The organism is Rhodospirillum centenum SW (assembly GCF_000016185.1).
GTDB lineage: Bacteria > Pseudomonadota > Alphaproteobacteria > Azospirillales > Azospirillaceae > Rhodocista > Rhodocista centena.
The window spans coordinates 3226439-3250381 of the sequence record NC_011420.2 but is presented as its reverse complement, the minus strand read 5'-3'; the positions used below and the strand labels follow the sequence as shown (position 1 = coordinate 3250381).

General features: G+C 72.8%; 22 protein-coding genes. 14 read left to right on the top strand and 8 right to left on the bottom strand.

Annotated features, from left to right (window positions below; all coding sequences use genetic code 11):
- Positions 1–41: 41 nt before the first annotated feature.
- Complete coding sequence (locus RC1_RS15135) at positions 42–3551, bottom strand: indolepyruvate ferredoxin oxidoreductase family protein (protein ID WP_012568307.1); 3510 nt, start codon at positions 3549–3551, stop codon at positions 42–44.
- A 467-nt stretch (positions 3552–4018) separates the two neighbouring features.
- Between RC1_RS15135 and RC1_RS15130 the strand changes: the two genes are divergently transcribed.
- A complete protein-coding gene (locus tag RC1_RS15130; protein ID WP_012568306.1) occupies positions 4019–4630 on the top strand; it encodes a Uma2 family endonuclease in 612 nt (203 codons plus the stop codon).
- 4 nt (positions 4631–4634) lie between these two features.
- On the opposite strand, the gene dapB is transcribed toward RC1_RS15130, so the two are convergent.
- Positions 4635–5432, bottom strand: coding sequence for a 4-hydroxy-tetrahydrodipicolinate reductase (gene dapB, locus RC1_RS15125; protein ID WP_012568305.1), 798 nt, complete (start codon positions 5430–5432; stop codon positions 4635–4637).
- A gap of 76 nt (positions 5433–5508) precedes the next feature.
- A complete protein-coding gene (gene znuA, locus RC1_RS15120; protein ID WP_012568304.1) occupies positions 5509–6564 on the bottom strand; it encodes a zinc ABC transporter substrate-binding protein ZnuA in 1056 nt (351 codons plus the stop codon).
- A gap of 122 nt (positions 6565–6686) precedes the next feature.
- Between znuA and znuC the strand changes: the two genes are divergently transcribed.
- Positions 6687–7637, top strand: a complete 951-nt coding sequence (gene znuC, locus RC1_RS15115; protein ID WP_012568303.1) for a zinc ABC transporter ATP-binding protein ZnuC — start codon at positions 6687–6689, stop codon at positions 7635–7637.
- A gap of 57 nt (positions 7638–7694) precedes the next feature.
- Positions 7695–8489: a metal ABC transporter permease gene (locus tag RC1_RS15110; RefSeq protein WP_012568302.1), complete on the top strand. Its 795-nt coding sequence runs from the start codon at positions 7695–7697 to the stop codon at positions 8487–8489.
- Positions 8490–8513: 24 nt separating this feature from the next.
- Here RC1_RS15110 and RC1_RS15105 read toward each other — a convergent pair whose 3' ends face one another.
- Positions 8514–9008 (bottom strand): DUF2244 domain-containing protein, encoded by a 495-nt coding sequence (locus tag RC1_RS15105; protein ID WP_148213475.1) that lies wholly within the window; start codon positions 9006–9008, stop codon positions 8514–8516.
- Positions 9009–9430: 422 nt separating this feature from the next.
- Here RC1_RS15105 and RC1_RS15100 point away from each other — a divergent pair, with 422 nt between their 5' ends.
- The gene (locus tag RC1_RS15100) at positions 9431–9865 is read left to right on the top strand and encodes a hypothetical protein (protein WP_012568300.1); all 435 of its coding nucleotides are present in this window, start codon (positions 9431–9433) and stop codon (positions 9863–9865) included.
- Positions 9846–10835 (top strand): nucleotidyl transferase AbiEii/AbiGii toxin family protein, encoded by a 990-nt coding sequence (locus RC1_RS15095; protein ID WP_012568299.1) that lies wholly within the window; start codon positions 9846–9848, stop codon positions 10833–10835. Before RC1_RS15100 ends, RC1_RS15095 begins: the two co-directional genes overlap by 20 nt.
- A 63-nt stretch (positions 10836–10898) precedes the next feature.
- Here the strand turns inward: RC1_RS15095 and RC1_RS15090 are convergent, their stop codons facing one another.
- Positions 10899–11921: an NAD(P)/FAD-dependent oxidoreductase gene (locus RC1_RS15090; protein WP_012568298.1), complete on the bottom strand. Its 1023-nt coding sequence runs from the start codon at positions 11919–11921 to the stop codon at positions 10899–10901.
- Between the two features lie 331 nt (positions 11922–12252).
- On the opposite strand from RC1_RS15090, the gene tsaE reads away from it, so the two are divergent.
- The 7 genes from tsaE (at position 12253) to RC1_RS20290 (ending at position 18738) form a co-directional block, all read left to right on the top strand.
- Positions 12253–12720 carry a tRNA (adenosine(37)-N6)-threonylcarbamoyltransferase complex ATPase subunit type 1 TsaE gene (gene tsaE / locus RC1_RS15085; protein ID WP_012568297.1) on the top strand — a complete coding sequence of 156 codons (468 nt, stop codon included), beginning with the start codon at positions 12253–12255 and terminating at the stop codon, positions 12718–12720.
- Positions 12714–13733: an aminoglycoside phosphotransferase family protein gene (locus tag RC1_RS15080; protein WP_049766737.1), complete on the top strand. Its 1020-nt coding sequence runs from the start codon at positions 12714–12716 to the stop codon at positions 13731–13733. The genes tsaE and RC1_RS15080 overlap by 7 nt, the downstream gene beginning before the upstream one ends.
- On the top strand, positions 13730–14491 hold the full coding sequence (locus RC1_RS15075) for a nucleotidyltransferase family protein (protein WP_012568296.1): 762 nt from the start codon (positions 13730–13732) through the stop codon (positions 14489–14491). The genes RC1_RS15080 and RC1_RS15075 overlap by 4 nt, the downstream gene beginning before the upstream one ends.
- 377 nt (positions 14492–14868) lie before the next feature.
- Positions 14869–15585, top strand: a complete 717-nt coding sequence (locus RC1_RS15070) for a nitroreductase (protein ID WP_012568295.1) — start codon at positions 14869–14871, stop codon at positions 15583–15585.
- Between the two features lies 1 nt (position 15586).
- On the top strand, positions 15587–16108 hold the full coding sequence (locus tag RC1_RS15065) for a hypothetical protein (protein ID WP_012568294.1): 522 nt from the start codon (positions 15587–15589) through the stop codon (positions 16106–16108).
- Between the two features lie 132 nt (positions 16109–16240).
- Complete coding sequence (locus tag RC1_RS20295) at positions 16241–17503, top strand: YjgN family protein (RefSeq protein ID WP_012568293.1); 1263 nt, start codon at positions 16241–16243, stop codon at positions 17501–17503.
- Positions 17500–18738: a M48 family metallopeptidase gene (locus tag RC1_RS20290; protein ID WP_012568292.1), complete on the top strand. Its 1239-nt coding sequence runs from the start codon at positions 17500–17502 to the stop codon at positions 18736–18738. The genes RC1_RS20295 and RC1_RS20290 overlap by 4 nt, the downstream gene beginning before the upstream one ends.
- Here the strand turns inward: RC1_RS20290 and RC1_RS15050 are convergent.
- On the bottom strand, positions 18716–19009 hold the full coding sequence (locus RC1_RS15050; protein WP_012568291.1) for a hypothetical protein: 294 nt from the start codon (positions 19007–19009) through the stop codon (positions 18716–18718). The genes RC1_RS20290 and RC1_RS15050 overlap by 23 nt on opposite strands.
- A 307-nt stretch (positions 19010–19316) precedes the next feature.
- Between RC1_RS15050 and RC1_RS15045 the strand changes: the two genes are divergently transcribed.
- Positions 19317–19883 carry a hypothetical protein gene (locus RC1_RS15045; protein ID WP_012568290.1) on the top strand — a complete coding sequence of 189 codons (567 nt, stop codon included), beginning with the start codon at positions 19317–19319 and terminating at the stop codon, positions 19881–19883.
- Here RC1_RS15045 and RC1_RS15040 read toward each other — a convergent pair.
- On the bottom strand, positions 19840–20520 hold the full coding sequence (locus tag RC1_RS15040) for a RibD family protein (protein ID WP_012568289.1): 681 nt from the start codon (positions 20518–20520) through the stop codon (positions 19840–19842). The genes RC1_RS15045 and RC1_RS15040 overlap by 44 nt on opposite strands.
- Before the next feature lie 168 nt (positions 20521–20688).
- Here RC1_RS15040 and RC1_RS15030 point away from each other — a divergent pair, with 168 nt between their 5' ends.
- Complete coding sequence (locus RC1_RS15030; protein WP_012568288.1) at positions 20689–21303, top strand: SAM-dependent methyltransferase; 615 nt, start codon at positions 20689–20691, stop codon at positions 21301–21303.
- A 99-nt stretch (positions 21304–21402) separates the two neighbouring features.
- Here the strand turns inward: RC1_RS15030 and RC1_RS15025 are convergent, their stop codons facing one another.
- Positions 21403–23457, bottom strand: coding sequence for a M10 family metallopeptidase (locus RC1_RS15025; protein ID WP_049766736.1), 2055 nt, complete (start codon positions 23455–23457; stop codon positions 21403–21405).
- Between the last annotated feature and the right edge of the window lie 486 nt (positions 23458–23943).

The window sequence follows — 23943 nt, the reverse complement described above, 5'->3', positions numbered from 1 at the left end:
GCGGGAAGTGCCGGGGGAGGTGGGGGGCGCTGGCGCCCCCCCTACTCCGCCGCGCGGGCCAGGGCGGCGGCGGGGTTGCGCCAGGTGGCGAGGAGGGCGGCTTCCTCGGCCCTGGTCTTCTCCAGGTTCGCCTCCTTGACGTGGCCGAAGCCGCGGATGCGGTCGGGAAGGGCGGCGATCTCCACGGCCAGCGCGTGGTTCTCCGCCGTCAGGCCGCGCAGCAGCTCCTCCACCGTGGCGCGGTACTCCACGATCAGGCGCCGCTCCGTCCGCCGCTCGGGCAGGCGGCCGAACGGGTCGAAGGCGGTGCCGCGCAGCCGCTTCATCCGGGCCAGCACGCGGAACAGGGTCAGCACCCAGGGGCCGTAGACCTGCTTCTTCATCCGCCCGGTCGCGGGATCGACCTTGGCCGTGGCCGGCGGGGAGAGGTGGACGTTCAGGGTGTAGTCGCCCTCGAACTGGCTCTTCACCTGCTCCAGGAAGTCGGTGTCCACATAGAGCCGGGCCACCTCGTACTCGTCCTTGTAGGCCATCAGCCGGTGCAGGTTGCGGGCCACCGTCTCCGTCAGCTCGGTCCGGCCGGGGGCGGCGGCGGCCTCGGCCGTGCGCACCCGCTCGACCAGCGTGCGGTAGCTCCCGGCGTAGCGGGCGTCCTGGTAGCCGGTCAGGAAGGCGACGCGGCGGGCGATCACCTCGTCCAGCCCCTCCGACAGCCGGCGGTGGGCGAACAGCCCGTCCGTGCCGGTGTCGGGCGGGAAGGCCGCCGCCAGCACCGCCGGCAGGTCGTGCGCGGCGCGGCGGCCCCAGCGGAAGGCGTCGGTGTTCATCGCCACCGCGGCCCCGTTCATCTCGATCGCCTTCTCGATGGCGGCGGCGGAGGTCGGCACCAGCCCCTTCTGATAGGCGAAGCCCAGCATGAAGAGGTTGGTGGCGATGCTGTCGCCGCACAGCGCCGTGGCGATCTTCGTGGCGTCCAGCGCCGTCACCTGGTCCGCCCCGCCGGCCGCGCGGGCGATGGTGGAAACGAGGCTGCCGGCCCCGATGCGGGCGTCGGGGTTGGTGACGAAGGCGGCGGTCACCGTCTCGGCCGTGTTCACGATGGCGCGGCTGTGCCCGGCGCGCAGCTTGGACAGGCTGTCGGCGTTGGCCGCCACCACCACGTCGCAGGCCAGCACCAGATCGGCCCCGCCGGCGACGATGCGGTTGGCGTGGATGCGGTCGGGCCGTTCGGCGATGCGCAGGTGGCTGGTGACGGCGCCGCCCTTCTGCGCCAGCCCGGCCATGTCCATGGCGGTGAAGCCGCGCCCCTCCAGGTGCGTGGCCATGCCCAGGATGGCGCCGATGGTGACGACGCCGGTGCCGCCGATGCCGGTGACCAGGATGTTCCAGGGCCGCTCCAGCACGGGGATCTCCGGCTCGGGCAGGTCCATGGACGCGGCGGCGCTGCCGGCCTCGGCCGGGGCGGGCCGGCGCAGGCTGCCGCCCTCCACCGTCACGAAGCTGGGGCAGAAGCCCTTCAGGCAGGAGAAGTCCTTGTTGCAGGAGGACTGGTCGATCTGCCGCTTGCGCCCGTACTCCGTCTCCACCGGGGTGACGGACAGGCAGTTGGACTGGACGGAGCAGTCACCGCAGCCCTCGCACACCAGCTCGTTCACGACGACGCGGCGGGCCGGGTCGGGCATGCGGCCGCGCTTGCGCCGGCGGCGCTTCTCGGCGGCACAGGTCTGTTCGTAGATCAGCACGCTGACGCCGGGCACGGTGCGCAGCTCCTGCTGCACCGTGTCCAGGGCGTCGCGGTGGTGGATGGCGGTGCCGGCCGGCAGGCCCTTGCCGGAGCCGTACTTCGCCGGATCGTCGGAGACGACGACGACGCGGGACACGCCCTCGGCGTCGAGCTGCTGGGCGATGTCGTGGACCGAGAGCGTGCCGTCCACCGGCTGGCCGCCGGTCATGGCGACGGCGTCGTTGTAGAGGATCTTGTAGGTGATGTTCACCTTGGCGGCGACGGCGGCCCGCACCGCCAGGATGCCGCTGTGGAAATAGGTGCCGTCGCCCAGATTGGCGAAGACATGCTCTTCCTGGGTGAAGGGCGCCTGCCCGATCCAGTGGACCCCCTCGCCGCCCATCTGGCTGAAGACGTCCGTGTTGCGGCCCATCCAGGTGACCATGTAGTGGCAGCCGATGCCGGCCAGCCCGCGGCTGCCGTCGGGCAGCCGGGTCGAGGTGTTGTGCGGGCAGCCGGAGCAGTAGAAGGGCGCCCGGATCACCGTGGCGGCCGGGGTGGTGCGGCGGAGCTGCGTCTCGATCGCCTCCAGCCGGCGGGCGATCTCCTCGTCCGGCGCCAGCGCCAGCAGACGCCGCGCCAGCACGCGGGCGATCTCCACCGGGTTCAGCTCGGCCTTGGCGGTGAACAGCGGCCGGCCTTCGGCGTCGGTCTTGCCCAGCACGCGGGGGCGGCGGTCCCAGTGGTAGAGCTGGTCCTTGATCTGCGCCTCCAGGACGGAGCGCTTCTCCTCCACCACCAGCAGTTCCTCCGCCCCGTCGGCGAAGGCGCGGATGCCGTCGGGCTCCAGCGGCCAGGCCAGCGCCACCTTGTAGACGGCCAGGCCCAGGGCGGCGGCACGGGCCGGGGTGATGCCCAGCTCGTCCAGCGCCTGACGGACGTCCAGATAGCTCTTGCCGATGGTGACGATGCCCAGCCGCGGCCGCTCGGCCCCCAGCACCACCCGGTCCAGCCGGTTGGCGCGGGCGAAGGCCTTCGCCGCCTCCAGCTTCCAGGTGACCATGCGGTCCTCCTGGATCAGCGGCGTGTCGTGCAGCCGGATGTTCAGCCCGCCCGGCGGCATCTCGAAATCCGCCGGTTCCGCGATCTCCAGGCCCAGCGGGTCGATGTCCACGATGGCGGTGGTGTCGATCGTGTCCGCCACCGTGGTGAAGCCGACCCAGCAGCCGGAGAAGCGCGACAGCGCCCAGCCGACCAGCCCCATGTCCAGGAATTCCTGCACGCCCGCCGGATTGATGACCGGCATGAAGGCGTGCATGAAGGCGTGGTCGGACTGGTGCGGCAGGGTGGAGGACTTGCAGGCGTGGTCGTCGCCGGCGAAGGCCAGCACGCCGCCGTGGCGCGCGGTGCCGGCGAAGTTGGCGTGCTTCAGCGCGTCGATGGAGCGATCGACGCCCGGCCCCTTGCCGTACCAGATGCCGAACACGCCATCGACCGTGGCGCCCTGCCAGAGATTGACCTGCTGGCTGCCCCAGACAGCGGTGGCGCCCAGCTCCTCGTTCACGCCGGGCTGGAAGCGGATCGAGCCGGCCTCCAGGAACTTCCGCGCCTGCCACAGCGCCTGGTCGTAGCCGCCCAGCGGCGAGCCGCGGTAGCCCGAGATGAAGCCGGCCGTGTTCAGCCCGGCAGCGCGGTCGCGCTGGCGCTGGAGCATCGGCAGCCGGACCAGGGCCTGGGTGCCGGTCATGAACACCCGCCCCTTGTCGAGGGCGTACTTGTCGTCGAGTCCGACCTGCGCGAGTGCGCGCCGGTTCGCTGCGGACGTCATGGCGACCTCCTCCCGTGAATGCCCTGTTTCCCTGTCAGTTGGCGACAGACTGTCGCAGAGAATAGGTCATGTCTACTGACTTATTTTCTGACAGAAGCAGCGCAGCAACCGCATCGAATCGTACCGATCCGGGGTGGCGTCGCAGGGAATTGTTGCTACCGCGGTGCGGTGGTGCGGTGCATCACGGACCGGGGCCTGCGGCAGGGCGGGCTCCGTCCGGAAGATGCCTGCCCCGTACACGGATGAACAGGCCGGGGGCCCGCCGTTCCGGGTCCTCCGGGAACCGGAATCCGGACCGTCCTGCTCTCTTTGCCCTGCTCCCCCCTGCCCTGCTCCCCCCTGCCCTGCTCCCCCCTGCCCTGCTCCCCCCTGCCCTGCTCCCTTGCCCTCCGGCCCGCCCGCGACTCGTGCTATCCTCCGTCCCATGACTGGACCGGGGCAGGGAGCGGGAAGCAGGGGAGGCGGCGATGGCGGGCGAGGCGGTGCGGCGGCAGTTGACGCTGGACGAGTTCCTGGCCTGGGACGGGCCGGAACGCCGCTACCAGCTGTTCGACGGCGAGCCGGTGGCGAGACCCCTGGAGACGGGCGCGCACGGTACGTTGCAGGCCCGCCTCGGCGCCGGCCTGATCGCTGCCCTGGCGGGCCGCGAGCCGTGCCGGCCCGTCTCGGAGGCGGGCGTCGCCTCCGTCCGGCGGGCGCGCGACGTCTACGTGGCCGACATCGCCGTAACCTGCGCGCCCGACCGCCGCGGCGCCCGCCTGACGGAAGCACCGCTGCTGCTGGTGGAGATTCTCTCCGAGTCCACGGCGGAGGAGGTGCGCAAGCTGAAGCTGCCCGAATACCGCCTGATCCCGTCGGTGCGCGAGGTGCTGCTGCTGGACAGCCGCGACACCTATGCCGAGGTCCACCGGCGGCTGGACGAGGCGCGCTGGCTGACCGATCTGGTGGTGGGACCGGACGGGGTGCTGCGCCTGGAGTCGATGCCGCTGGAGGTCCGCCTCGCCGACCTCTACCGCGGGCTGGACCTGCCCGGCCCTTCCCCGGCAGCGGCCGGAGACGCGGAAACGGCGGGGGCGTGAGCCCCTACAGTCCCAGCACGTCCTGCATGGAGTAGAATCCCGGCGGCTGCGTCGGCGCCCAGAGGGCGGCGCGGACGGCGCCGCGGGCGAAGATGGCGCGGCTGGCCGCCTTGTGGGTCAGCTCGATGCGCTCCCCCTCCGCGGCGAAGATGACGGTGTGGTCGCCCACCACGTCGCCGCCGCGCAGGGTGGCGAAGCCGATCTCCCCCGCCGGGCGCGGGCCGGTATGGCCGTCGCGCACGCTGCGCCGGACCGTCTCCAGCGCCACCGCGCGCCCCTCCGCCGCGGCCTGGCCGAGGGCCAGCGCCGTGCCGCTGGGCGCGTCCACCTTGTGCCGGTGGTGCATCTCCAGGATCTCGATGTCCCAGTCGGGGCCGAGGGTGGAGGCCACCTTGCGCACCAGCCCCAGCAGCAGGTTCACACCCAGGCTCATGTTGGCGGCGAAGACGACGGGCGCGCGGGTGGCGCTGTCGGCCAGGGCCGCCCGGTCCTGCTCCGACAGGCCAGTGGTGCCGACCACCAGCGCCGTGCCGGTCTCCGCCGCCAGCCGGGCATGGGCGACGCTGGCCGCCGGGGCGGTGAAGTCGATCACCGCGTCGGCGGCGCGGAACAGGGCGGCGGCATCGTCCGTCGCGGCGACGCCCAGCGGCTCCAGCCCGGCCAGGGTGCCGAGGTCGCGGCCCAGATTGGCGGAGCCGGGCCGCTCCGTCCCGCCGGCCAGGGTGCAGCCGGGCGTGGCCGCCACCTCCCGCACCAGCATCTGCCCCATCCGCCCCGCCGCCCCGACGATCCCGATCCGCATGCCCGTCTCCCTGGTTCCGGAGCGGGTGATAGCACAGCGCGGGCCGTCCGGTCAGGCCGACATGAGCGGGAGAGGCTCAGCCGCCGAGACAGCCGGCGAGCGCGTCGGCGTTGAAGCGCAGCAGGGCGAAGTAGAGGTCCGGCCCGTCCGGCAGGGTGGCGCCTTCGGGGTCCAGCACGCCGGTACGGGCGCCCGTGCCCTCCGCCACCGTGCGGACGAGGGCGGGCTCGAACTGCGGTTCGGCGAAGACGCAGGCGGCCCCCAGCTCGCGGATGCGGGCGCGCAGTTCCCGCAGCCGGGAGGCCGAGGGGCGCAGCTCCGGGCTGACGGTGATCGCCCCCGCCGCCGCGAGGCCGTAGCGGTCCTCCAGGTAGTGGTAGGCGTCGTGGAAGACGACGAAGGGCCGGCCGCGCACGGGGGCGAGCCGTGCCGCCAGCTCCCGGTCGAGATCGGCCAGGGCGGCGTGGGTGCGCTCGGCATTGGCGCGGTAGGTCGCGGCGTTGGCCGGGTCCAGCGCCGTCAGCGCGTCGGCGACATGGGCGACGATGGCCTGGGCGTTGCGCGGGTCCAGCCAGACATGACCGTCGGCCGGGGCATCGTGGTCATGGTCATGGTCATGGTCATGGTCATGGTCATGGTCGTGCTCATGATCATGGTCGTGGTCGTGATCGTGGCCGTCCTCCCAGACGCCGCCGGCCCGGACGGGCAGGGTCCGCACCCCCGGCGCCTGCCCCAGCGGCAGGGACCGCGCCTTGCCGCCCAGGGCCTGCACCGGCTTCTCCAGGAACGCTTCCAGCCCCGGCCCGACCCAGACGATCAGGTCGGCCCGGTCCAGCGCCCGCGCGTCCGACGGCTTCAGCGAGAAGGCGTGCGGGCTGGCGGCGCCGCGCACCAGCAGGTGCGGCTCTCCCACCCCCGCCATCACCGCCGCGGTGAGGGAGTGCAGCGGCTTGATGCTGGCGACGACCTGCGGCGCCGGCCGCGCCGTCTCCGCCGCTGCGGCGGCGGGCAGGGCCAGAAGTGCCGGCAGGAGGAACCGCGCCAGAAGAAAGGCCGGCAGGCGGGGGAGGAACCGGCGCAGGCCGGGCCGGTTCGGAAGGCCGGAACCCCGGCGGGAGAAGGATCGGACCATGGCTGCCATCTCGGGAAACGGGCTTGGAGGCCGTGCGTGCCGGACACAGATCGTTATATTATAACATTTGTCAAGCCGGGCGCGCTGGCGTACAACGCGCCGCCTTTTCCTGGAGCGTCCGCATGGACCTGACGGCCCCGAAGCTGGGTTCAGAGATGCCGGGCTCAGAGACACCGGACGCAGACACGCGGCCGGCTGACGGCCCGGCAGACGGTCCGGCGGAGCCGCTGCTGGACGCGCGCGGGCTGACGGTGGCCTATGGCGACCGCATCGTGCTGGACGGCGTGGACCTGACCGTGCGCCCGGGGGAGATCGTCACCCTGATCGGCCCCAACGGGGCCGGCAAGACGACGCTGGTGAAGACCGTGCTGGGGCTGGTGCGGCCGCAGGCGGGGCGGGTCGCCCGCCGGGCGGGGCTGAGCATCGGCTACATGCCGCAGCGTCTGGCCGTGGACCCGACGCTGCCGTTGAGCGTCCGCCGCTTCCTGACCCTGTGGGGCAGGGCGACGCCCGCGGAACTGGACGCCGCGCTGGCCGAGGTGGGGGCGCCGCATGTCCTGGACCGGGCCGTGCAGTCCCTGTCGGGGGGCGAGATGCAGCGCGTGCTGCTGGCCCGCGCCCTGCTGCGCCGGCCCGACCTGCTGGTGCTGGACGAGCCGGTGCAGGCCGTGGACGTGCACGGCCAGATCGCGCTGTTCGAACTGATCGCGGAAATCCGGCACCGGCGCGGCTGCGGCGTGCTGCTGGTCAGCCACGACCTGCATCTGGTGATGGCCCGGACCGACACGGTGATCTGCCTGAACCGGCATGTCTGCTGTTCCGGCCGGCCGGAGGATGTGAGCCGGCATCCCGACTATGTCGCCCTGTTCGGCCGCCATGCCGAGGCACTGGCCGTCTACCACCATCTGCACGACCATGGCCACGCCGCCGACGGCTGCGTCGTGCCGGTCGGGCAGGAGGCGGCGCACCGGCACGGGCACGGGCACGGGCACGGGCACAGCCACGGGCATGGGCATGGCCATGGGCACGACCACCACCGGCCCGGCCGGCCGGATGCGGGCGGACGGCGATGACCGGCGGCACGGGGGCGGGAACGGGCGGGAGCAAGGTCGGGGGAAAGGGCGGCCGGCATGCTGGATGACTTCGTGCTGCGGGCGCTGCTGGGCGGCGTCGGGCTGGCGCTGGTGGCGGGGCCGCTGGGCTGCGTCGTGGTCTGGCGCCGCATGGCCTATTTCGGGGACACGCTGGCCCATTCCGCCCTGCTGGGCGTGGCGCTGGGCTTCCTGTTCGGGATCGGGCTGAATGTCGGGGTGGCGCTGGTCTGCGTCGGTATCGCCGTGCTGCTGACCGTGCTCCAGGAACAGCGCCGGCTGGCCAGCGACACGCTGCTGGGCATCGTCTCCCATTCCGCGCTGAGCGTGGGACTGCTGGCGCTGGCGCTGATGGAGGCGCTGCGGGTGGACCTGATGGCCTATCTGTTCGGCGACGTGCTGGCGGTGACGCGGGCGGACCTGCTCTGGATCTGGGCGGGCGGGGCGCTGGTGCTGGCCGTGCTGGCGGCGATCTGGCGTCGGCTGCTGGCCCTGACGGTGGACGAGGATCTGGCGCGGGTGGAGGGCGTGCCGGTGCGCGCCGTGCGGCTGGTCTTCATGCTGCTGATCGCGGCCACCATCGCCTTCGCCATGAAGATCGTGGGCATCCTGCTGGTGACCTCGCTGCTGGTGATCCCGGCGGCGGCGGCGCGGCGCTTCGCCCGCACGCCCGAGATCATGGCCGTGGTCGCGGCCGGCATGGGGGCGGCGGCCGTGGGGCTGGGCATGGCGGCGTCGCTCTGGGCCGACCTGCCGACCGGGCCGGCGATCGTGGCCGCCGCGGCGGGCCTGTTCGCCCTGAGCCACGCCGTGCCGGGTCCCCGCCCGGCCTGAAGACCCCGCCCGGGCTGATGCCGGTCAGCCGGCGGGCGGGCGGCGCACGCGGTCCAGCGCGCGGCGCAGGGCGTTGGCGAAGTCCAGCCGTTCCGGCGGCGACAGGAAGCTGCCGACGATCACCGTGGTGCCGCGGGAACTGAGCGTCACATGGCTGTGGTGCTGCGGCGGGTCGTCCATGGCGACGCGCAGCCAGTAGGGCTGGAAGGTCCAGGTCCGCACCGGCCGCGCCGGCTCCACCCGCTGCACGGTCAGGCGCTCGGGCGTCAGTTCCACCGTCTCATAGAGCCGGCCGCTGCGGTAGCTGGCCTGGAAGGCGAGCCAGACCAGCAGCACGTCCAGCCCGAAGAAGCCGAGCACGGGCCACGCCCCGTTCGCCAGGAACAGGCCCCCGACGGCCGCGGAGACGGCGACGAGCGCCCCCATCAGGATGCGGAACCCCCGCGGTCCCAGGCTGCGGTGCGGGTGCAGCACGGCGCGGAAGACCGCCGGCTGGCCGGAAGGGAACCCGTGGGGCATCGCATCCTGCATGCCCCGACGATAAGCGGACCACGCCGCTCCGGCAAGCCGCACCCCCCATTTCCCACAGGTCTCCGCGGTTCCCGCCGATGTACGGGCCGGAAGCGGCGTTCCGGAGGGCGGGCCATGAACACGGATGGATACGGATATCCGCGGATGGACACGGATGAATATCCCCCTCCGCGCCATCCGGGCGCCGGCGCAGCCGGCAACCTGACGGGATTGGGGCAGCGCCAGAAAGCTGAACCATATCAACACCCCCTGTCCGCCGGTGCCGGCGACAGGTGCGGGACCGGTGTCAGCCTGCACACCGTCAGCTTCGGTGCCGCTGGACGGAAATCCATAACTCATTGTTTAAAATAAACGAAATGATTGCCCGTGTCGGGTGTTTGCCGTAGTGTCCCAAGCCTCTGGAGGAGGCGATGCGCAAGCCCAGGACAGCGAAGCAACAGCTTGCGGAACTGGTGACCCGCTCGAACGACGACGTGTTCCTGCCGCGGGACTTCACCAGGGCCAGCCCCGACTCCGCCGAGTACGATACCGTGCTCCGCGCCGCCCGTGCGCTTGTCCGCGAGGGCATGCTGGTTCGTCTCGGCTATGGCGTCTACGCCAGGACCCGCCAGAGTCCGATCACCGGCAAACCGATGCTCACTGCACCGGGGGGCCTGGAGGGGGCCGTCAGACAGGCGCTCGACAAGCTCAAGGTCGTCTGGCAGCCCGGGCAGGCCGCTCAGGACTACAATTCCGGTCGCAGCACGCAGATCCCTGTGAACGCCTCGTTCCGCGTGGCAAACCGATTCTCCCGCAAGATATCGTTCCGGGGCAAGGAGGTCGTTTTTGAGCGATCCGAGGTATGATCTCGGAGCTGTACAGGATTTCTTCGGCTTCTCCGGCGTCAGTGTCGTCGAGAAGGACCTGGAGATTGTCAAAGTCCTGAAAATATTCTCAGAACTCAAGACAGACGGTATCCGGTTCGTCTTCGCCGGGGGAACCTGCCTTGCCCGTGCGCATGGCAGGATCAAGCGCATGTCCGAGGACCTGGACATCAAGCTCGTTCTGTCTCCCGGGCTTGCGGCCGCCGGTGCGACCAGGCAGAGGAAGGTGCTGAGCGCCCTGAAGGAGGCCCTGGTTCAGGAGTTCGGCAGGGTCGGCCTCCATCTCGACCACACGGGAGCCGAGGCGGACGAACCGCCCCTCCTCGCGCGGAACGAAAACAGGCATGTCTCGTACCGCCTCACCTATGACCGCGCCACGAAGGATGCCTCCATCCTCGATTCCCGGATCAGGATCGAGACGGTCGTTTCGATACTGCGCCGGGAGGCGGAACTCCGGCCGGTGTCGTCACTCGCCGCTGAGGCCTACGGCCACCCTGCCGAGGTGGACGGCATTGCCTGCGTCTCCGTCGCCGAAACCGCCGCGGAGAAGATCGTATCGCTGACGCGACGGATCGCAGCCAGACTGGAGGGAGATGCCGGGCGGTTCGACAACCGGATCATCCGGCACGTCTACGACCTGCACATGATCCGCGATTCCATCGATCCCGGCGATGTGGGCAGCATAGCACGCGAAATCGCCGGACAGGATGCGGTGCAGTTCCGGAACCAGCACCCCGGTTACGCCGACGATCCCGAAGAAGCCACGCGCCGGGCGTTGGACGCACTTGTCAGAGATCCCGAGCATGGACGGCAGTACGACGCCTTCATGACGGACATAGTCTACGGAGACAAGATCGGCTTCGACGTCGCCATGCGGACAGTCGCCGAAATCGCCGCCGCCATGTGGGAATGGGATGCGGTGAACACACCGGGATCGGGGCGGGGAGCATGAACACGGATATCCGCGGCCGTCCGCGTTTCCCTTCCCCGCCTGCCCGACCCCGCCCGGCGGCCGTCAGTCCGCGCCGGGGACGCCCTTGCTGGTGCTGTACTGGAAGGACAGCGCCTCGCCCGGATGGACCAGCGGGTGGACGGCGTGGGCCGCCATGGCGGCCTCGCTGAAGCCGCAGAGGATCAGCTTCAGCTTGCCCGGATAGTGGGCGATGTCGCCGACGGCGTGGATGCCCGGCTGGCTGGTGGCCAGGGTGCGCGGGTCCACCCGGATGTGGCCCTTCTCCAGTTCCATGCCCCATTCCGCGATGGGGCCGAGATTCATGGCGAGGCCGAAGAAGGGCAGCAGCACGTCCGCCTCCAGCACCTTCTCCACCCCCTCCAGGTCGGCGACGCGGACGCCGGTCAGCCGGCCGGCCGTCCCTTCCAGGCCGGAGAGCTGGTAGGGGATCACCATCTCGATCCGGCCCTCGGCGGCCAGCGCCTCCATCCGGCCCACGCTCTCCGGCGCGGCGCGGAACTTCGGTCGGCGGTGGACGACCATGACCCTGGCGGCGACCTCGGCCAGGCTGATGGCCCAGTCCACGGCGCTGTCGCCGCCGCCGGCGATCACCACGCGCTGGCCGGCGAAGGCCTGGCGGCGGTGGACGAGGTAGAAGATGCTGCGGCCCTCATACGCCTCCAGCCCGTCGAGCGGCGGCTTGTTCGGGCCGAAGGCGCCGACGCCGGCGGCGACGATCACCGCCTTGCAGTCGATCTGCACGCCCCTGCTGGTGCCGACGCGCCAGCCGCCATCCTCCAGCCGGGTCAGCGTCTCCACCTGCTGGCCGAGATGGTAGGTCGGGGCGAAGGGCGCCGCCTGGGCCGCCAGCCTGTCGATCAGTTCCGCCGCCTCGATGGCGGGGTGGCCGGGGATGTCGTAGATCGGCTTCTCCGGATAGAGCGCCGTACACTGGCCGCCGAGCATGTCGAGCGCGTCCACCACATGGGTGCGCATCTTCAGCATGCCGCATTCGAACACGGCGAACAGGCCGACAGGACCGGCCCCGATGACGACGACGTCCGTCTTGTGAATCGTGGGAGACATGGCGCGTGCGGTTGGGATGGAGGGAGGGGCCTTGATGTACCCTTTTCCGCCGGCACGCAAGGTTCCTGCCCGGCCTGCGGGCACCGGGGCGCCGGAATGTCGCCCCCTGGCCGGGCAAGGACCGGGGAGGTGCGGAAACGTCGGTCCAGCGCCGCGCCAGGGAGAGGGGGACGCGGAAACGTCCGCCCCGCCCCGCGCCAGGGAGAGGGGGGCGCGGAAACGTCCCCCTCGCGCCAGGGGCGCGGAAACGTCCCTTGCGGGCGGGCGGCGGGATTCGCAGAATGCGCCGCCCCGGCCCCCGCGGCCGGCCCCCGTTCACGTCTCCGCCGCCATGATCCGCGACCTGCGCATCGACCTGCCCGACGAGGCCGCCACCGCCCGGCTGGCCGCCGCCCTGGGCGACCTGCTGCGGCCGGGCGACACGGTCTGCCTGCATGGCGGGCTGGGGGCGGGCAAGACCGCCTTCTCCCGTGCGCTGATCCGGTCGCTGTCCGGCAACCCCGAGGAGGAGGTGCCGAGCCCCACCTTCACCCTGGTGCAGGTCTATCCCCTGCCCCGCTTCGACCTCTGGCACTTCGACCTCTACCGCCTGTCCGGGCCGGAGGAGGTGGTGGAGCTGGGCTGGGAGGAGGCGCAGGCCGGCGGCTGCGCCCTGGTGGAATGGCCCGAGCGGCTGGGCGACCTGCTGCCGGCGGACCGGCTGGACCTGATGCTGACCGTCACCGGCCCGGAGTCCCGCATCGCCACCCTGGCCGGGTCGCCGTCCTGGACACCGCGGCTGGAGAGCCTGTCATGCTGACGCCGGAGCGCGACGCCCGCATCGCCGCCTTCCTGGCCGACGCCGGCTGGGGGGCCGCGGCGCGCGGGCCGATGGGGGCCGACTGGTCCGCCCGCCGCTACGAGCGGCTGCGGCTGGACGGGCGGACCCGCATCCTGATGGACGCCCCCGGCCCGGCCGCGGCACAGGTGCCGCCCTTCGTCCGGATCTGCGGCATCCTGCGCGGCTGCGGCCTGTCCGCCCCGGTGACGGAGGCGGGCGACGATACCGGCGGGCTGCTGCTGCTGGAGGATCTGGGCGACGACAGTTTCGCCCGCCTGCTGGAGCGCGGCGACGATCCCTGGCCGCTCTACACCCTGGCGACGGACGTGCTGGTGGCGCTGCACCGCCGCTTCGATCCCGCCACGGCCGCCGGTCTGCCCCGCTACGACGCGGACCTGTTCACCCGGCAGGTGATGCTGTTCGCCGACGCCTACCTGCCGGCCGCGACCGGGACCGCCCCGACCGCGGCGGCGCGCGGGGCGCTGGAGGCGGCATGGCGGGCGGTGCTGCCGGCCGCCTTCGCCGTGCCGGACAGCCTGCTGCTGCGCGACTACCACCCCGGCAACCTGATGCTGCTGCCCGACCGGCCGGGCGTGCGCGCCTGCGGCCTGCTGGACGTGCAGGATGCCGGCCTGGGGCCGGTGGCCTACGACCTGCTGTCGCTGCTGGAGGATGCCCGCCGCGACGTGCCGGCGGAGATCGCCGCCGCCATGCGGGCGCGCTACCGGGACGCCTTCCCGGAGATCGACGCCGACGCCTTCGCCGCGGCCGATGCCGTGCTGGGCGCCGTGCGCCATGCCCGCATCCTGGGCCGGGTGGCCGAGCTGGCGGCGGGCCGGGCGGCCCCGCAGATCGACTTCCTGCCCCGCGTCTGGGGCCAGCTCGCGGCCAAGCTGCGCCACCCGGCCCTGGCGCCGGTGGCCGCCTGGATGCGCGACACGCTGCCGGCCGACGGGGCCGTGGACCATATCCTGCGAGGAACCTGCGCATGAGCGACCGGTATCACCGCCTGCCGGAGGACGCGCCGCGCCGTGCCATGGTGCTGGCCGCCGGGCTGGGCCTGCGCATGCGGCCGCTGACCCTGACCCGGCCGAAGCCGCTGGTGCAGGTGGGGGGACAGACGCTGCTGGACCATGCGCTGGACCGGCTGGCCGACGCCGGGGTGGAGGACGCCGTCGTCAACGCCCACTGGCTGGCCGACCAGGTGGAGACGCATCTGGCCGCCCGCACCCGGGCGCCGCGCACCCACCTGTCGCGCGAGGAGACGCTGCTGGAGACGGCGGGCGGCATCCGCAAGGCCCTGCCGCTGCTGGGCGACGCCCCGTTCTACGTGGTGAATTCCGACGTGCTCTGGCTGGACGGGCCGGTGCCCGCCCTGACCCGGCTGGCCCGCCGCTGGGACCCGGCGGCGATGGATTTCCTGCTGCTGCTGATGCCCACCGTCTGGGCCGTGGGCTACGAGGGGCGCGGCGACTACCACATGGACCCGGCCGGCCGGCTGCGCCACCGCGGGAGCGACAGCATCGCCCCCTTCGTCGCCGCCGGGGTGATGATCGCCCGGCCCGACGCCTACCGCGACCTGCCGGAGGGGCCGGCGGGCAACGCCGCCCTGTGGCACGCGGCGGAGACCTCGGGCCGGCTCTACGGCCTGCGCCATGACGGCCCCTGGTTCCATGTCGGCACCCCGGAGTCCCTGGCCGAGGTGGACGCCCAGGTGCGCCAGCCGCGCGTCCGCTGGGCCGAACCCTGAGCCCCTGTCGCCGGCAGGGCCGGGAACCGGATCGTCTGGAAACAGGGAGAGGCCGGAACGGGAAAGGGCCCGCCGACGGGCGGACCCTCCCGGTCGCCGGCCAGGGGCGGGTGCGGTGACGGGGGATTCCGCACTCCCCTGGCCGGTCGGTTCGCTCCAGAGCTGCGAATCAATCGCAGTCGCGCATTGAAATGCCGGATCGTCCGGCCCCTGTCAAGTCCGATTGCGACGAATTCTCATCTGGAACCCTTCCACCCTTCTGCCGGCCGTCAGACGCCCTTCCTGGATGCCTTCAGGGTGCGGTGCAGCGGTGCGCTTTTCCCTGTCGGGTGCACGGTGTACCTTGCCCCGTTCGAACGGCGGCCCCGGAGGCACGGATGGCGGATGGAGAGCTTCCCTGCTGCGGCATCGATCTGGCGGCGACCCCGCTGGAGGCGATCGAGTCCCGGCGCTCGGTGCGCAGCTTCCTGCCCACCCGCGTTCCCCGCGAGACGGTGGAGCGCATCCTGACCGCGGCGGCGCGGGCGCCCAGCGGCACCAACATGCAGCCCTGGCAGGTGCATGCGCTGGCCGGGCTGGCGCGCGAGCGGCTGTGCCGTGCGGTGCTGCACGCCTATGAGACGAACGAGCCCGGCCCGGCGATGGAGTACCGCTACTATCCCGACCGCTTCGCGGAGCCCTACCTCGCGCGGCGCAAGGCGGTGGGGGCGGCACTCTATGCCCTGCTGAACATCAGCCGCGACGACCGCGCGGGCATGCACCGCCAGCACGGGCGCAACTACCTGTTCTTCGACGCGCCGGTGGGGCTGATCTTCACCATCGACCGGGGGCTGGAGATCGGAAGCTGGCTGGACTACGGCACCTTCCTCCAGAGCATCATGGTCGCCGCCCGCCAGTTCGGCCTGCACACCTGCCCGCAGGCCGCCTGGGCGGCCTATGGCGGGATCGTGCGGCGCGAGCTGGGCATCCCCGACGACCGCATGGTGGTGGGCGGCATGGCGCTGGGTTACGAGGACCCCACAGCCCCCGAGAACGCGCTGCGCACGGAGCGGGCGCCCGTGTCGGAATGGACCCGGTTCGAGGGCTGGGACTGAGATGGCCCGCGAAGGGGACACCTCACAGCCCGCGACCGTGCTGCGCCAGCTCGTCCGCTCGCTCTCGCAGGCCGTGGCGGGGTTCGAGGCGACGGCGGACATGCCGCGCCGCACCTTCCCCGACTACAAGAAGGCCCGCGCCGCCTATCTGGAAATCCAGTCCATGGTCTTCGCCGTGCAGGACAAGGCGCAGGAGAGCCGGGCCCAGGCCCCGCCCGACCTGGGGGCCTGGCTGGTGCGGACCCGGCTGCGCGCCATCGCCGCCTTCACCCGCGTCAGCCTGTTCTTCTTCCGCGACCCGCCGGCTCTGCTGGTCCAGGCGCTGGGCGCCCACGAGATCCTGGAGATGGAGCGCGAGGCGTTCGAGGGCGTGCTGAAGGACTACGACATGATGCTGCTGGAGGCCTCGGTGGACGACCGCAAGGCCGACGAGCTGGACAAGGTCCGCACGCAGATCGAGGAAGTCGTCCGCCTGCTCCAGGACCTGCTGAAGACCGCCCCGCCGCCGCTGGCGACATTCTGACGATTCGCCATCCGGCTGTATGCGGCAGGAAAAAGGCACGTTTCGCCTGTGGATTCTCCCCCGCCTGCCCCTTATGATCCTCGCAGAAATGCGGATCTGACGACAGATGGGCGAGAAGGAGGCGCTTGGGGAATGACGGACGCGGTGCTGACCGGCATGACCCCGCCCTACGGGCGGCCGGGGGCGGAGACGGGCGACGCAACGGGCGGCGGGACCGGCGACGGAGCCGTGCGGTTCGAGGCGGAGCGCGGCACGCTGATCGGGCTGCTGCTGACGAACATGCTGCTGAACCTGCTGACGCTGGGGCTCTACCGCTTCTGGGCGCGCACCCGGGTGCGGCGCTTCTTCTGGGGGGCGCTGCGGATCGACGGCCGGCCGCTGGACTATACCGGCCGCGGGATGGAACTGTTCCTGGGCTTCATGGTCGCCCTGGTGGTGCTGGCCCCGGTGCTGGCCGGCTTTCAGTTCGTCGCCAATGTCCTGACCGTCACCCATCCCGTGGCGGGGGTGACGCTTACCCTGCTGTTCTATCCCCTGCTGGGGGCGCTGGCCCTGACCGGCACCTATTTCGCGCGGCGCTATCTGCTGACGCGGACGCGCTGGAGCGGCATCGCGGCCGGGCAGGACGGGACGGTGGCCCGCTTCGTCGGACAGCATCTCTGGGCCTATCTGCTGGCGACGTTGTCGCTGGGCATCGCCATGCCCTGGGCGGACGCGAACACCTACCGTTACCGCATGTCCATCACCCGGTTCGGCACCGGCAGGTTCGGCAGCGATGCGGACAGCCGCGGCCTCTGGGGCGCATGGCTGGCCGCCTGGGGCCTGCTGGCGCTGGGCACAGTGCTCTGGTTCGTCGGATTCATGCCGGCACTGCAGACGGTGGAGGAACATCAGGCAGGCGTCCCCCCGACGCCGGTCGATCTGAATGACATGCTGCTGACGGTCGCCGTCCTGTCCTATGCCGCCGGGCTTCTGGGGCTGGCCTTCTACCGGCTGGTCCGGTTCCGGCACTTCACCCGGCACACCTGGCTTGAGGGCATCCGCTTCCGCTGTGACGCGCCGGCGCGGGCCTTCATCGGCGTGATCGCCGTGACGGCGCTGCTGCTGCTCGCCGTGGCGGGGCTGGCGGCGCTGGCGGGCATCGGCATCGCCATGCTGATCCCGTCGCCGGCGGGCGTCGTGGTGGGGGGCGCGGTGGCCCTGCTGCTGCTGCTGGCGGCCACGCCGCTGGTGACGACGGGCTACTACCTGCCGGCGCTGCTGACGCGGCTGGCGGCGCACGGCCGGATCACCGACCTGTCCGCCGCCGACGCCATCGTCAACCGCGCCACCCCGGCCCCGCGCCGGGGCGAGGGGCTGATCGACGCCGTGGGCGACATCGGGATCGGGCTGTGACACGGCCGGCGGACGCCGGCAGCGCGCCGCCCGGAGGCGCTGAGCCGGGCGACCTGGGCAGCGCCCGCTACCAGGACGGCGCGACCGGCAAGACCCTGGCCGTGCGGCTGCGGGCGGAGGCGGCGTGGCTGGTGATCCTGCATCCCGACGGACGGGAACTGGACCGCTGGCCCGGCGCCAAGGTCCGCCCCCTGCCCGACGGTCCACCGGGCGCTCTGGGGCTGGAGGCCGGATCGGCGGTCCGGCTGCTGCCCGACGATGACGCCACCCCGGCCCGGCTGGCTGCAGCCTTCCCCGCCACCGCCGGTCCCGCCCACCGGGCCCCGCGCCGATGGTCGGCGGGCCTGACCCTGGCGGGGGCGGTGCTGTCGCTGCTGCTGGTGGTGTTCGTGCTGATCCCCGCCCTGGCGCCTGTGCTGGCCGGACTGGTGCCGCCGTCGCTGGACCGGCGGGTGGGGGAGGCGGTGGCCGAGTCCCTGGCCGACATGGTCGGGGATGAGGGGCTGCCGCGACGCTGCGAGGACCCGGCGGGAACGGCGGCGCTGGAGACGATGCTGGCCCGGCTGTCCGGGCCGGGGCCGCACCTTCCGGCGGAAGGCTTCCGCGTGCGGGTGGTGGGCAGCCGCATGGTCAACGCCTTCGCCCTGCCCGGCGGCGTCCTGGTCGTGCCCGCTGCCATGATCACCGTCGCGGACAGTCCCGAGGCGCTGGCCGGCGTGCTGGCGCACGAGATGGGCCATGCCGTAGCCCGCGACCCGACGGTGCGGGTGATCCGCGTCGGCCTGTTCGGCGCCGTGGTCTCGCTGGTGACGGGCGATTTCAGCGGCGGGGTCGCCGCCGCCCTGCTGACCCAGGCGCTGGAGTCGGGCTACAGCCAGGAGCGGGAGATGGCGGCCGACGCCTTCGCCGCCGACAGGCTGGAGGCAGCCGGCCTGCCGGTGGCGCCGCTGGCCCGGCTGTTCGGGCGGATGCGCGACAGTCACGGCGACCCGCCGGTCTGGCTGCGCTGGTTGTCCAGCCATCCCGATACGGCCGTCCGTATCGCGGCCCTGGAGGCGCGCCTGTCGCGCGACCCGCCGGCGGGGGCTGCCCCGCTGCTGCCGCCGGGAGCATGGGACGCGCTGCGCCGCATCTGCGGCAGCGTCGTGGCCCCGGAAACCGCCCCCCTTGGCGAGGCGCCTCGGGAACCGGAGGGCGGGGCCGGCGGCGGCGTCAGTCGCGGCGGACCAGCTTGAAGAAACGGCTGTCGTGGCCCTCGATCTCCTCCTGGTGGAGGAAGGCGAGCCGGCGGTCCTCGAAGGTCCGGAAGAAGCGGTCCCAGGAGATTTCCTCCAGCCCCTCCTCCTTCTCGCCGAAGTCGATGCGCAGGATGCCGCCGTCGTCGGCATCGTCCCCGCCGGTGCCGGCGACCGCGGCCGGACGGCCGCCGCGCGCTTCGGCCCAGCGCCGGATGGCATCGTGATCGGTGGTTCTGATCGCATCACTGCCACGGGCACCGCTGGTCATCTTCATCTCCCGACCTATGTAAGAGTCAGGCGCCATCAACCGCCACGATCCGGCTCCGTTCCCGGTTCCTCCGCAGTCCCGGTCCAGGAGCAGCCCTGGACCGGGTGGCGGCGGAACCGGGGAGCCGGGGCGGCGTTCCGACCCTGATGGCCGGCGCGCTTCCGGTTTCCCCGCTTCCGGTTTCCGCCCCCTGACGGCCGAACCCGATGGCCCGCCCCCGGCAGCCCTGTCGGGCATCCCCTCCTGGACGGGCTTGCAATTGATAATGACTCTCAATATGGTTCCGGTATCGACCACGGAGGCAAGCATGCAGGCGATCAGCCAGGACCGGCCTTCCCACCCGGGTCCCGCTTCCGGTCCGGACTCCGGCCTTACCGTCTTCGACCTGGACCGCGTGGAGCAGTTGCTGGTCTGGTCCGCGCGCCGCTGGCGCTACGGCCGCTTCGGCTGGGTGCAGGTGGAGGCGGAGTTCCGCCGGCTGGCCGGCACCGGCTGGGCCGACGCGCTGCTGGCCTGGGAACAGGCGCTGGACCTGATGCACCGCTATCCCCTGACCCAGCCGGAGATCCCCAACGGCTGCGCCCCGCGCATCAGCCGCGACGAGCGCGCCCTGCTGACCTTCGTCGCCCTGGTGCAGCGCCGCATGCCGGCGGAGCCGGCCCTGCTGCTGCACCGGCTGGCCGTTCCGGCCCTGCGCAAGGAGCTGGGCCAGTCGCTGCGCGAGCTGGCCTGGGCCCTCCTGGACCGGCCGCTGCCGCTGCGCCAGCCGACGCCGCCGACGCCGCCCGCGGGCGGCACCCCCTCGGACGGCGCCCCGGCCGAGGGCGTGGTCAGCGGGACCTGGGGACGGCTGCGTCGTTCTCCAGCTCGATGACGGCGATGCCGCCGACGCTGCGGGTCGCCACGACCCGCAGCCGGCGGTCGCCGCCGTGCAGATAGTCCGCCGCCGCCGCCAGCCGCGGCGCCCCCGCCTGCCCCACGAAGAAGGGCGCCACCGCCAGCCGCAGCCGGTGGAAGCAGCCGCTGGCAAGGAACAGGGTCAGCACCTGGGTGCCGCCCTCCACCAGCAGCCTGTCGATCCCCACCCCTTCCAGCGCCGCGACGATGGACGGCGCGTCCGTCCGCTCCAGCGGCAGCACCGTGGCGACCGCCCCCAGCCGCCGGCGCAGCCCCGGCGCCACCGCTGTCGGGCAGAGCACGAAGCGCCGCCCGTCGCCGGCGAAGAAGGCGGCGTCCGGATCGATCGTGCCGCTGCGGGTCAGCGCCACCCGCGCCGGATCGGCCGGCAGGCCGCGGTCCAGCCGCCCCTGCCGCAGCTCGGGCACGCGCACGGTGAGCCGGGGATCGTCCCGCCGCAGCGTGCCGGCCCCGACCAGCACGGCGTCCGCTGCGGCGCGGGCGGCCTGGACCTCGCGCAGATCCTCCGCCCCGGAGAGGACAAGCCGCTCGCCGCCCGCGCGGTCGATGCAGCCGTCCAGCGACATGGCCACCGAAACCTGCACCAGATCCATCCGCCCCCTCCCCCCCGCCGGTCATCGCCTGCCGCAGCAACGGTTGCGCACGGCAGTCGGCCCGCGCCCGACGCCGGTGCCCCCGGGGTGCTTCCGGGGCGCTCCGGGGCTTCCGGTGACGCCGGTGCGGGGCTACCCTGCCCCGGGAACCACAGCGGGAGATCGGGCGTGTCCAGCTTCTGGGATGAGCGTTTCGCCACGGACGGATTCGTCTACGGCACGGAGCCCAATGCCTTCCTGACGGCGCAGGCATCGCTGCTGGCGCCGGGCGGGCGGGTGCTGCTGCCCGGCGACGGGGAGGGGCGCAACGGCGTCTGGCTGGCGGAGCGGGGGCTGGAGGTGCTGGCCGTGGACAGCTCCGCCGTCGGGCTGGCCAAGGCGGAGCGGCTGGCCCGGGAGCGCGGGGTGCGGATCGCCACCGCGGTGGCCGATCTCGCCGCCTGGGACTGGCCGGAGGCGCGGTTCGACGCGGTCGTCGTCATCTTCCTGCACCTGCCGCCCGACTGCCGCGCCCGGGTCCATGCGGCCATGGCGCGGAGCCTGCGCCCCGGCGGGGTGCTGATCCTGGAGACCTTCCGGCCGGCCCAGCTCGGCCGTGCCAGCGGCGGCCCGAAGGACCCGGCCCTGCTCTACGATGCCGACATGCTGCGGCGCGACTTCGCCGGGCTGGAGATTCTCCTGCTGGAGGAGGCGGACCCGGCGCTGGACGAGGGGCCGTTCCACCGCGGCCCGGCCGCGACCGTCCGGCTGGTGGCCCGGCGCCCCCAGGGTCGGGACGCATGACCAGCCGCTGACGATGGCGGCGATCTGGACGGCGACGATCTGGACGGGCGCGCGCCCCTGCCGCCCAGTTCCCCTGCCATCCTGGGGAGGACCGCCCCCTCAGCCCACGAGGCCGAGGAAGTCGTCGGCGTCGAGGCGGGTGACGCCGAGGAGGAGGAGGGCGAAGTCGATCACGCCATCCACCTTCACGTTGCCCTGCACCAGCATGCCGAGGTCGGTGCCCACCGCGCGGATCTCGCCCGCGCCGGTGAAGGGGGCGCTGCCGATGAAGCGGAAATCCTGGTCGCCGGCCCGGTGCAGGTCGGCATCCATGGCCGAAAGGTCGATGCGGTCGTCGCCCTGGTCGAAATCGACGATCACGTCCGGCGCCCGCACCGGGCTGTCGCCGGACCGGACCAGCCGGAACAGGTCGTCCCCACCGCCGCCGACCAGGGTGTCGCGGCCTTGCGCCCCGACCAGCGTGTCGGCCCCCGCGCCCCCGTCCAGCCGGTTCGCCACCTCGTTGCCGATCACCAGATCGTCGCCGCTGCCGCCGACCGCGTTCTCGATCACCGTGCCGAAGGCGATGGCGATGTTCTGCTTCAGCAGGCTGTCGCCCTGGGCGGCATAGTCGGCCGGCACGTCCGCCCGGCCACCGCCGCTGCTGAAGGCCCCCTGGCGCAGGTCCAGCACCGATGGCGTGTCGAAGCCGGAGAAGTCCAGCGTGTCGGTGCCGCCGGCATCCCAGAGGGCGACCACCGGCTGGGTGTTGCGGGTGAAGTCGAAGGACGGGCGGTCGGCCAGGTCGGCGCTGGCGTTGAAGCCGTAGGTCGTGTCGCCGGTGCGCGTCGTCCTGTCGGCACCGTAAAGGCGCTGGGCGGCGGCGATGTCGTGCAGCATGGGCGAGGCGGCGTAGACGAAGCGCAGGTCCCACCAGTCCACATGGTCGGCCCCGGTCAGCCGCGCATCCCAGTAGGACATGATGCTGTACTGGCGCGAATCCTGGAAATACTCCGCACTGGCGGCATAGGAGATTTCGCCGTCGTCGCCGGCGTCGTAGTCGCCGGGATGCGACAGGCCCAGCGCGTGGCCCATCTCGTGGACCAGCGTCGTCAGGCCGTAATAGCCCGGCGCCAGCTCCAGGTTGCTGGCCTGGTCGGGATTGACCCAGACATCGCCCCCCGCCGCCGCCCGCGCGTCCGGAAAATAGGCCCAGGCCTGGCCGGGGCCGGTCGTGGTGTTGGCGAAGCGGATCTGGCCGCCGTCGGGCCGGGTATCCTCCACGAAGCGGATCGCCAGCACGTCGTCCCAGAGGGCCGCGGCCTGGCGCGCCGCCTCCCGCTGCGCCGCGGAGAAGGGGGAGAAGCCCTCGGCCTCCCCGTTCGGGCTGTAGCCCTCGGCCGGCCGGTGGTCGATGAAGCCGTAGCGGACCACGCCGCCGGGGGCGGCCCAGGCCGTGCCGGTGCGGATCAGGTGGTCGGCGATGGTATCGGTGTCCCAGATCGCCTTGCCGGTGCCGGCATCGACGGGGAACTCGCGGGCGGTGGAGCGGAACGACAGGGGGCGGACGGCGCTCATTCTCGGGGCTCCCGGAGGGGGGGGATCGGTAACAGGCGGGCGGGTGGCAGGCGGTCGGCGGCGCCAGGGCAGCGCCTCCGCCAGAAGGGCGTCGAGGGTGCGGGCGACCGGCCCGTCGGGGCCGGCCAGGGCCGCGGCATCAAGGGGCGCCAGGGCATCGGCGGCGGCCGGCAGGGCGACGGCGCGCGGCGGCGGGCCGAACAGGGCGGGCGGCGGCGCCCCCTTGCGCCAGGGCCGCAGCACCAGCAGCAGCACCCGGCCGGCCGCCCCCGGCACCAGCGTGTCGGCCGGCTGCACCGCCGCCTGCACCAGCAGGGCCACGGTGCCGTCCGCCAGCAGCGCCGGATCGCCGGGGGCCAGTGCCTCCACCGGCAGCGGCGCGCCGCGGGCGGCCAGCGCGGCCGCACGGCGGCACAGGGCCGTCTCCAGCGCCAGCCGGTCGGACCCGGGCACCGGCGCCAGCGAACAGCGCAGCGCCAGCCGCTCCGCCCCCTGCCAGAGCGGGTCCGGCGAGCGCCCCGCGGCACCGGCCGGCGCCAGGGCCGCCGCCAGGGTGAGGGTCGCCACGGCGAGGAGCGGCAGGCCCGGGAGCGGCACGGCTGCCCCCCGCAGGGCAGCAGCGGGAGACGGCAGGGCGGCGGGGGGCAGGGAACGGGGCCGGCGCATGGACGCTCGACAGGATGGCGGACGCAATCCTGTGCAGGGTAGGTCATGACCGGCCGATACAGGCGGCGCTATTTGGTGAATAATCCGTCCGGGGCGGATACGGCAGCTACCGTTTTTACGATGCCTTAGATCTATTCATGACATTTTCCGGACATGACGGGTTAGTTTTCAGGGTCCGGCACGGCACAGGGAGGGCGCCGGGCAGGAGGGTGCCGCGCAGGGAGGGCGTCGGGCAGGAGGGCGTCGGGCAGGGGCGGCCTGCGGCAGATGCGGGGCCGGGACAAGGAACGGACTTGCAATCCGTGGCGGAACATCCATATCGTGGAGTGCATTTCTTCATCGGTCCGATCCGATCCCCGCCGGGAAGCTCCGGCAGGAGAGCGGTCCGACCGGACACCGGGCGCCCCGCCCCTCGGC

Bases quoted from the DNA above. Each gene is read 5' to 3' on its own strand.
- RC1_RS15135 (WP_012568307.1), bottom strand. From the start codon at position 3,551: ATGACGTCCGCAGCGAACCGGCGCGCACTCGCGCAGGTCGGACTCGAC.
- RC1_RS15130 (WP_012568306.1), top strand. From the start codon at position 4,019: ATGGCGGGCGAGGCGGTGCGGCGGCAGTTGACGCTGGACGAGTTCCTG.
- dapB (WP_012568305.1), bottom strand. From the start codon at position 5,432: ATGCGGATCGGGATCGTCGGGGCGGCGGGGCGGATGGGGCAGATGCTG.
- znuA (WP_012568304.1), bottom strand. From the start codon at position 6,564: ATGGTCCGATCCTTCTCCCGCCGGGGTTCCGGCCTTCCGAACCGGCCC.
- znuC (WP_012568303.1), top strand. From the start codon at position 6,687: ATGGACCTGACGGCCCCGAAGCTGGGTTCAGAGATGCCGGGCTCAGAG.
- RC1_RS15110 (WP_012568302.1), top strand. From the start codon at position 7,695: ATGCTGGATGACTTCGTGCTGCGGGCGCTGCTGGGCGGCGTCGGGCTG.
- RC1_RS15105 (WP_148213475.1), bottom strand. From the start codon at position 9,008: ATGCCCCACGGGTTCCCTTCCGGCCAGCCGGCGGTCTTCCGCGCCGTG.
- RC1_RS15100 (WP_012568300.1), top strand. From the start codon at position 9,431: ATGCGCAAGCCCAGGACAGCGAAGCAACAGCTTGCGGAACTGGTGACC.
- RC1_RS15090 (WP_012568298.1), bottom strand. From the start codon at position 11,921: ATGTCTCCCACGATTCACAAGACGGACGTCGTCGTCATCGGGGCCGGT.
- tsaE (WP_012568297.1), top strand. From the start codon at position 12,253: ATGATCCGCGACCTGCGCATCGACCTGCCCGACGAGGCCGCCACCGCC.
- RC1_RS15080 (WP_049766737.1), top strand. From the start codon at position 12,714: ATGCTGACGCCGGAGCGCGACGCCCGCATCGCCGCCTTCCTGGCCGAC.
- RC1_RS15075 (WP_012568296.1), top strand. From the start codon at position 13,730: ATGAGCGACCGGTATCACCGCCTGCCGGAGGACGCGCCGCGCCGTGCC.
- RC1_RS15070 (WP_012568295.1), top strand. From the start codon at position 14,869: ATGGCGGATGGAGAGCTTCCCTGCTGCGGCATCGATCTGGCGGCGACC.
- RC1_RS15065 (WP_012568294.1), top strand. From the start codon at position 15,587: ATGGCCCGCGAAGGGGACACCTCACAGCCCGCGACCGTGCTGCGCCAG.
- RC1_RS20295 (WP_012568293.1), top strand. From the start codon at position 16,241: ATGACGGACGCGGTGCTGACCGGCATGACCCCGCCCTACGGGCGGCCG.
- RC1_RS15050 (WP_012568291.1), bottom strand. From the start codon at position 19,009: ATGACCAGCGGTGCCCGTGGCAGTGATGCGATCAGAACCACCGATCAC.
- RC1_RS15045 (WP_012568290.1), top strand. From the start codon at position 19,317: ATGCAGGCGATCAGCCAGGACCGGCCTTCCCACCCGGGTCCCGCTTCC.
- RC1_RS15040 (WP_012568289.1), bottom strand. From the start codon at position 20,520: ATGGATCTGGTGCAGGTTTCGGTGGCCATGTCGCTGGACGGCTGCATC.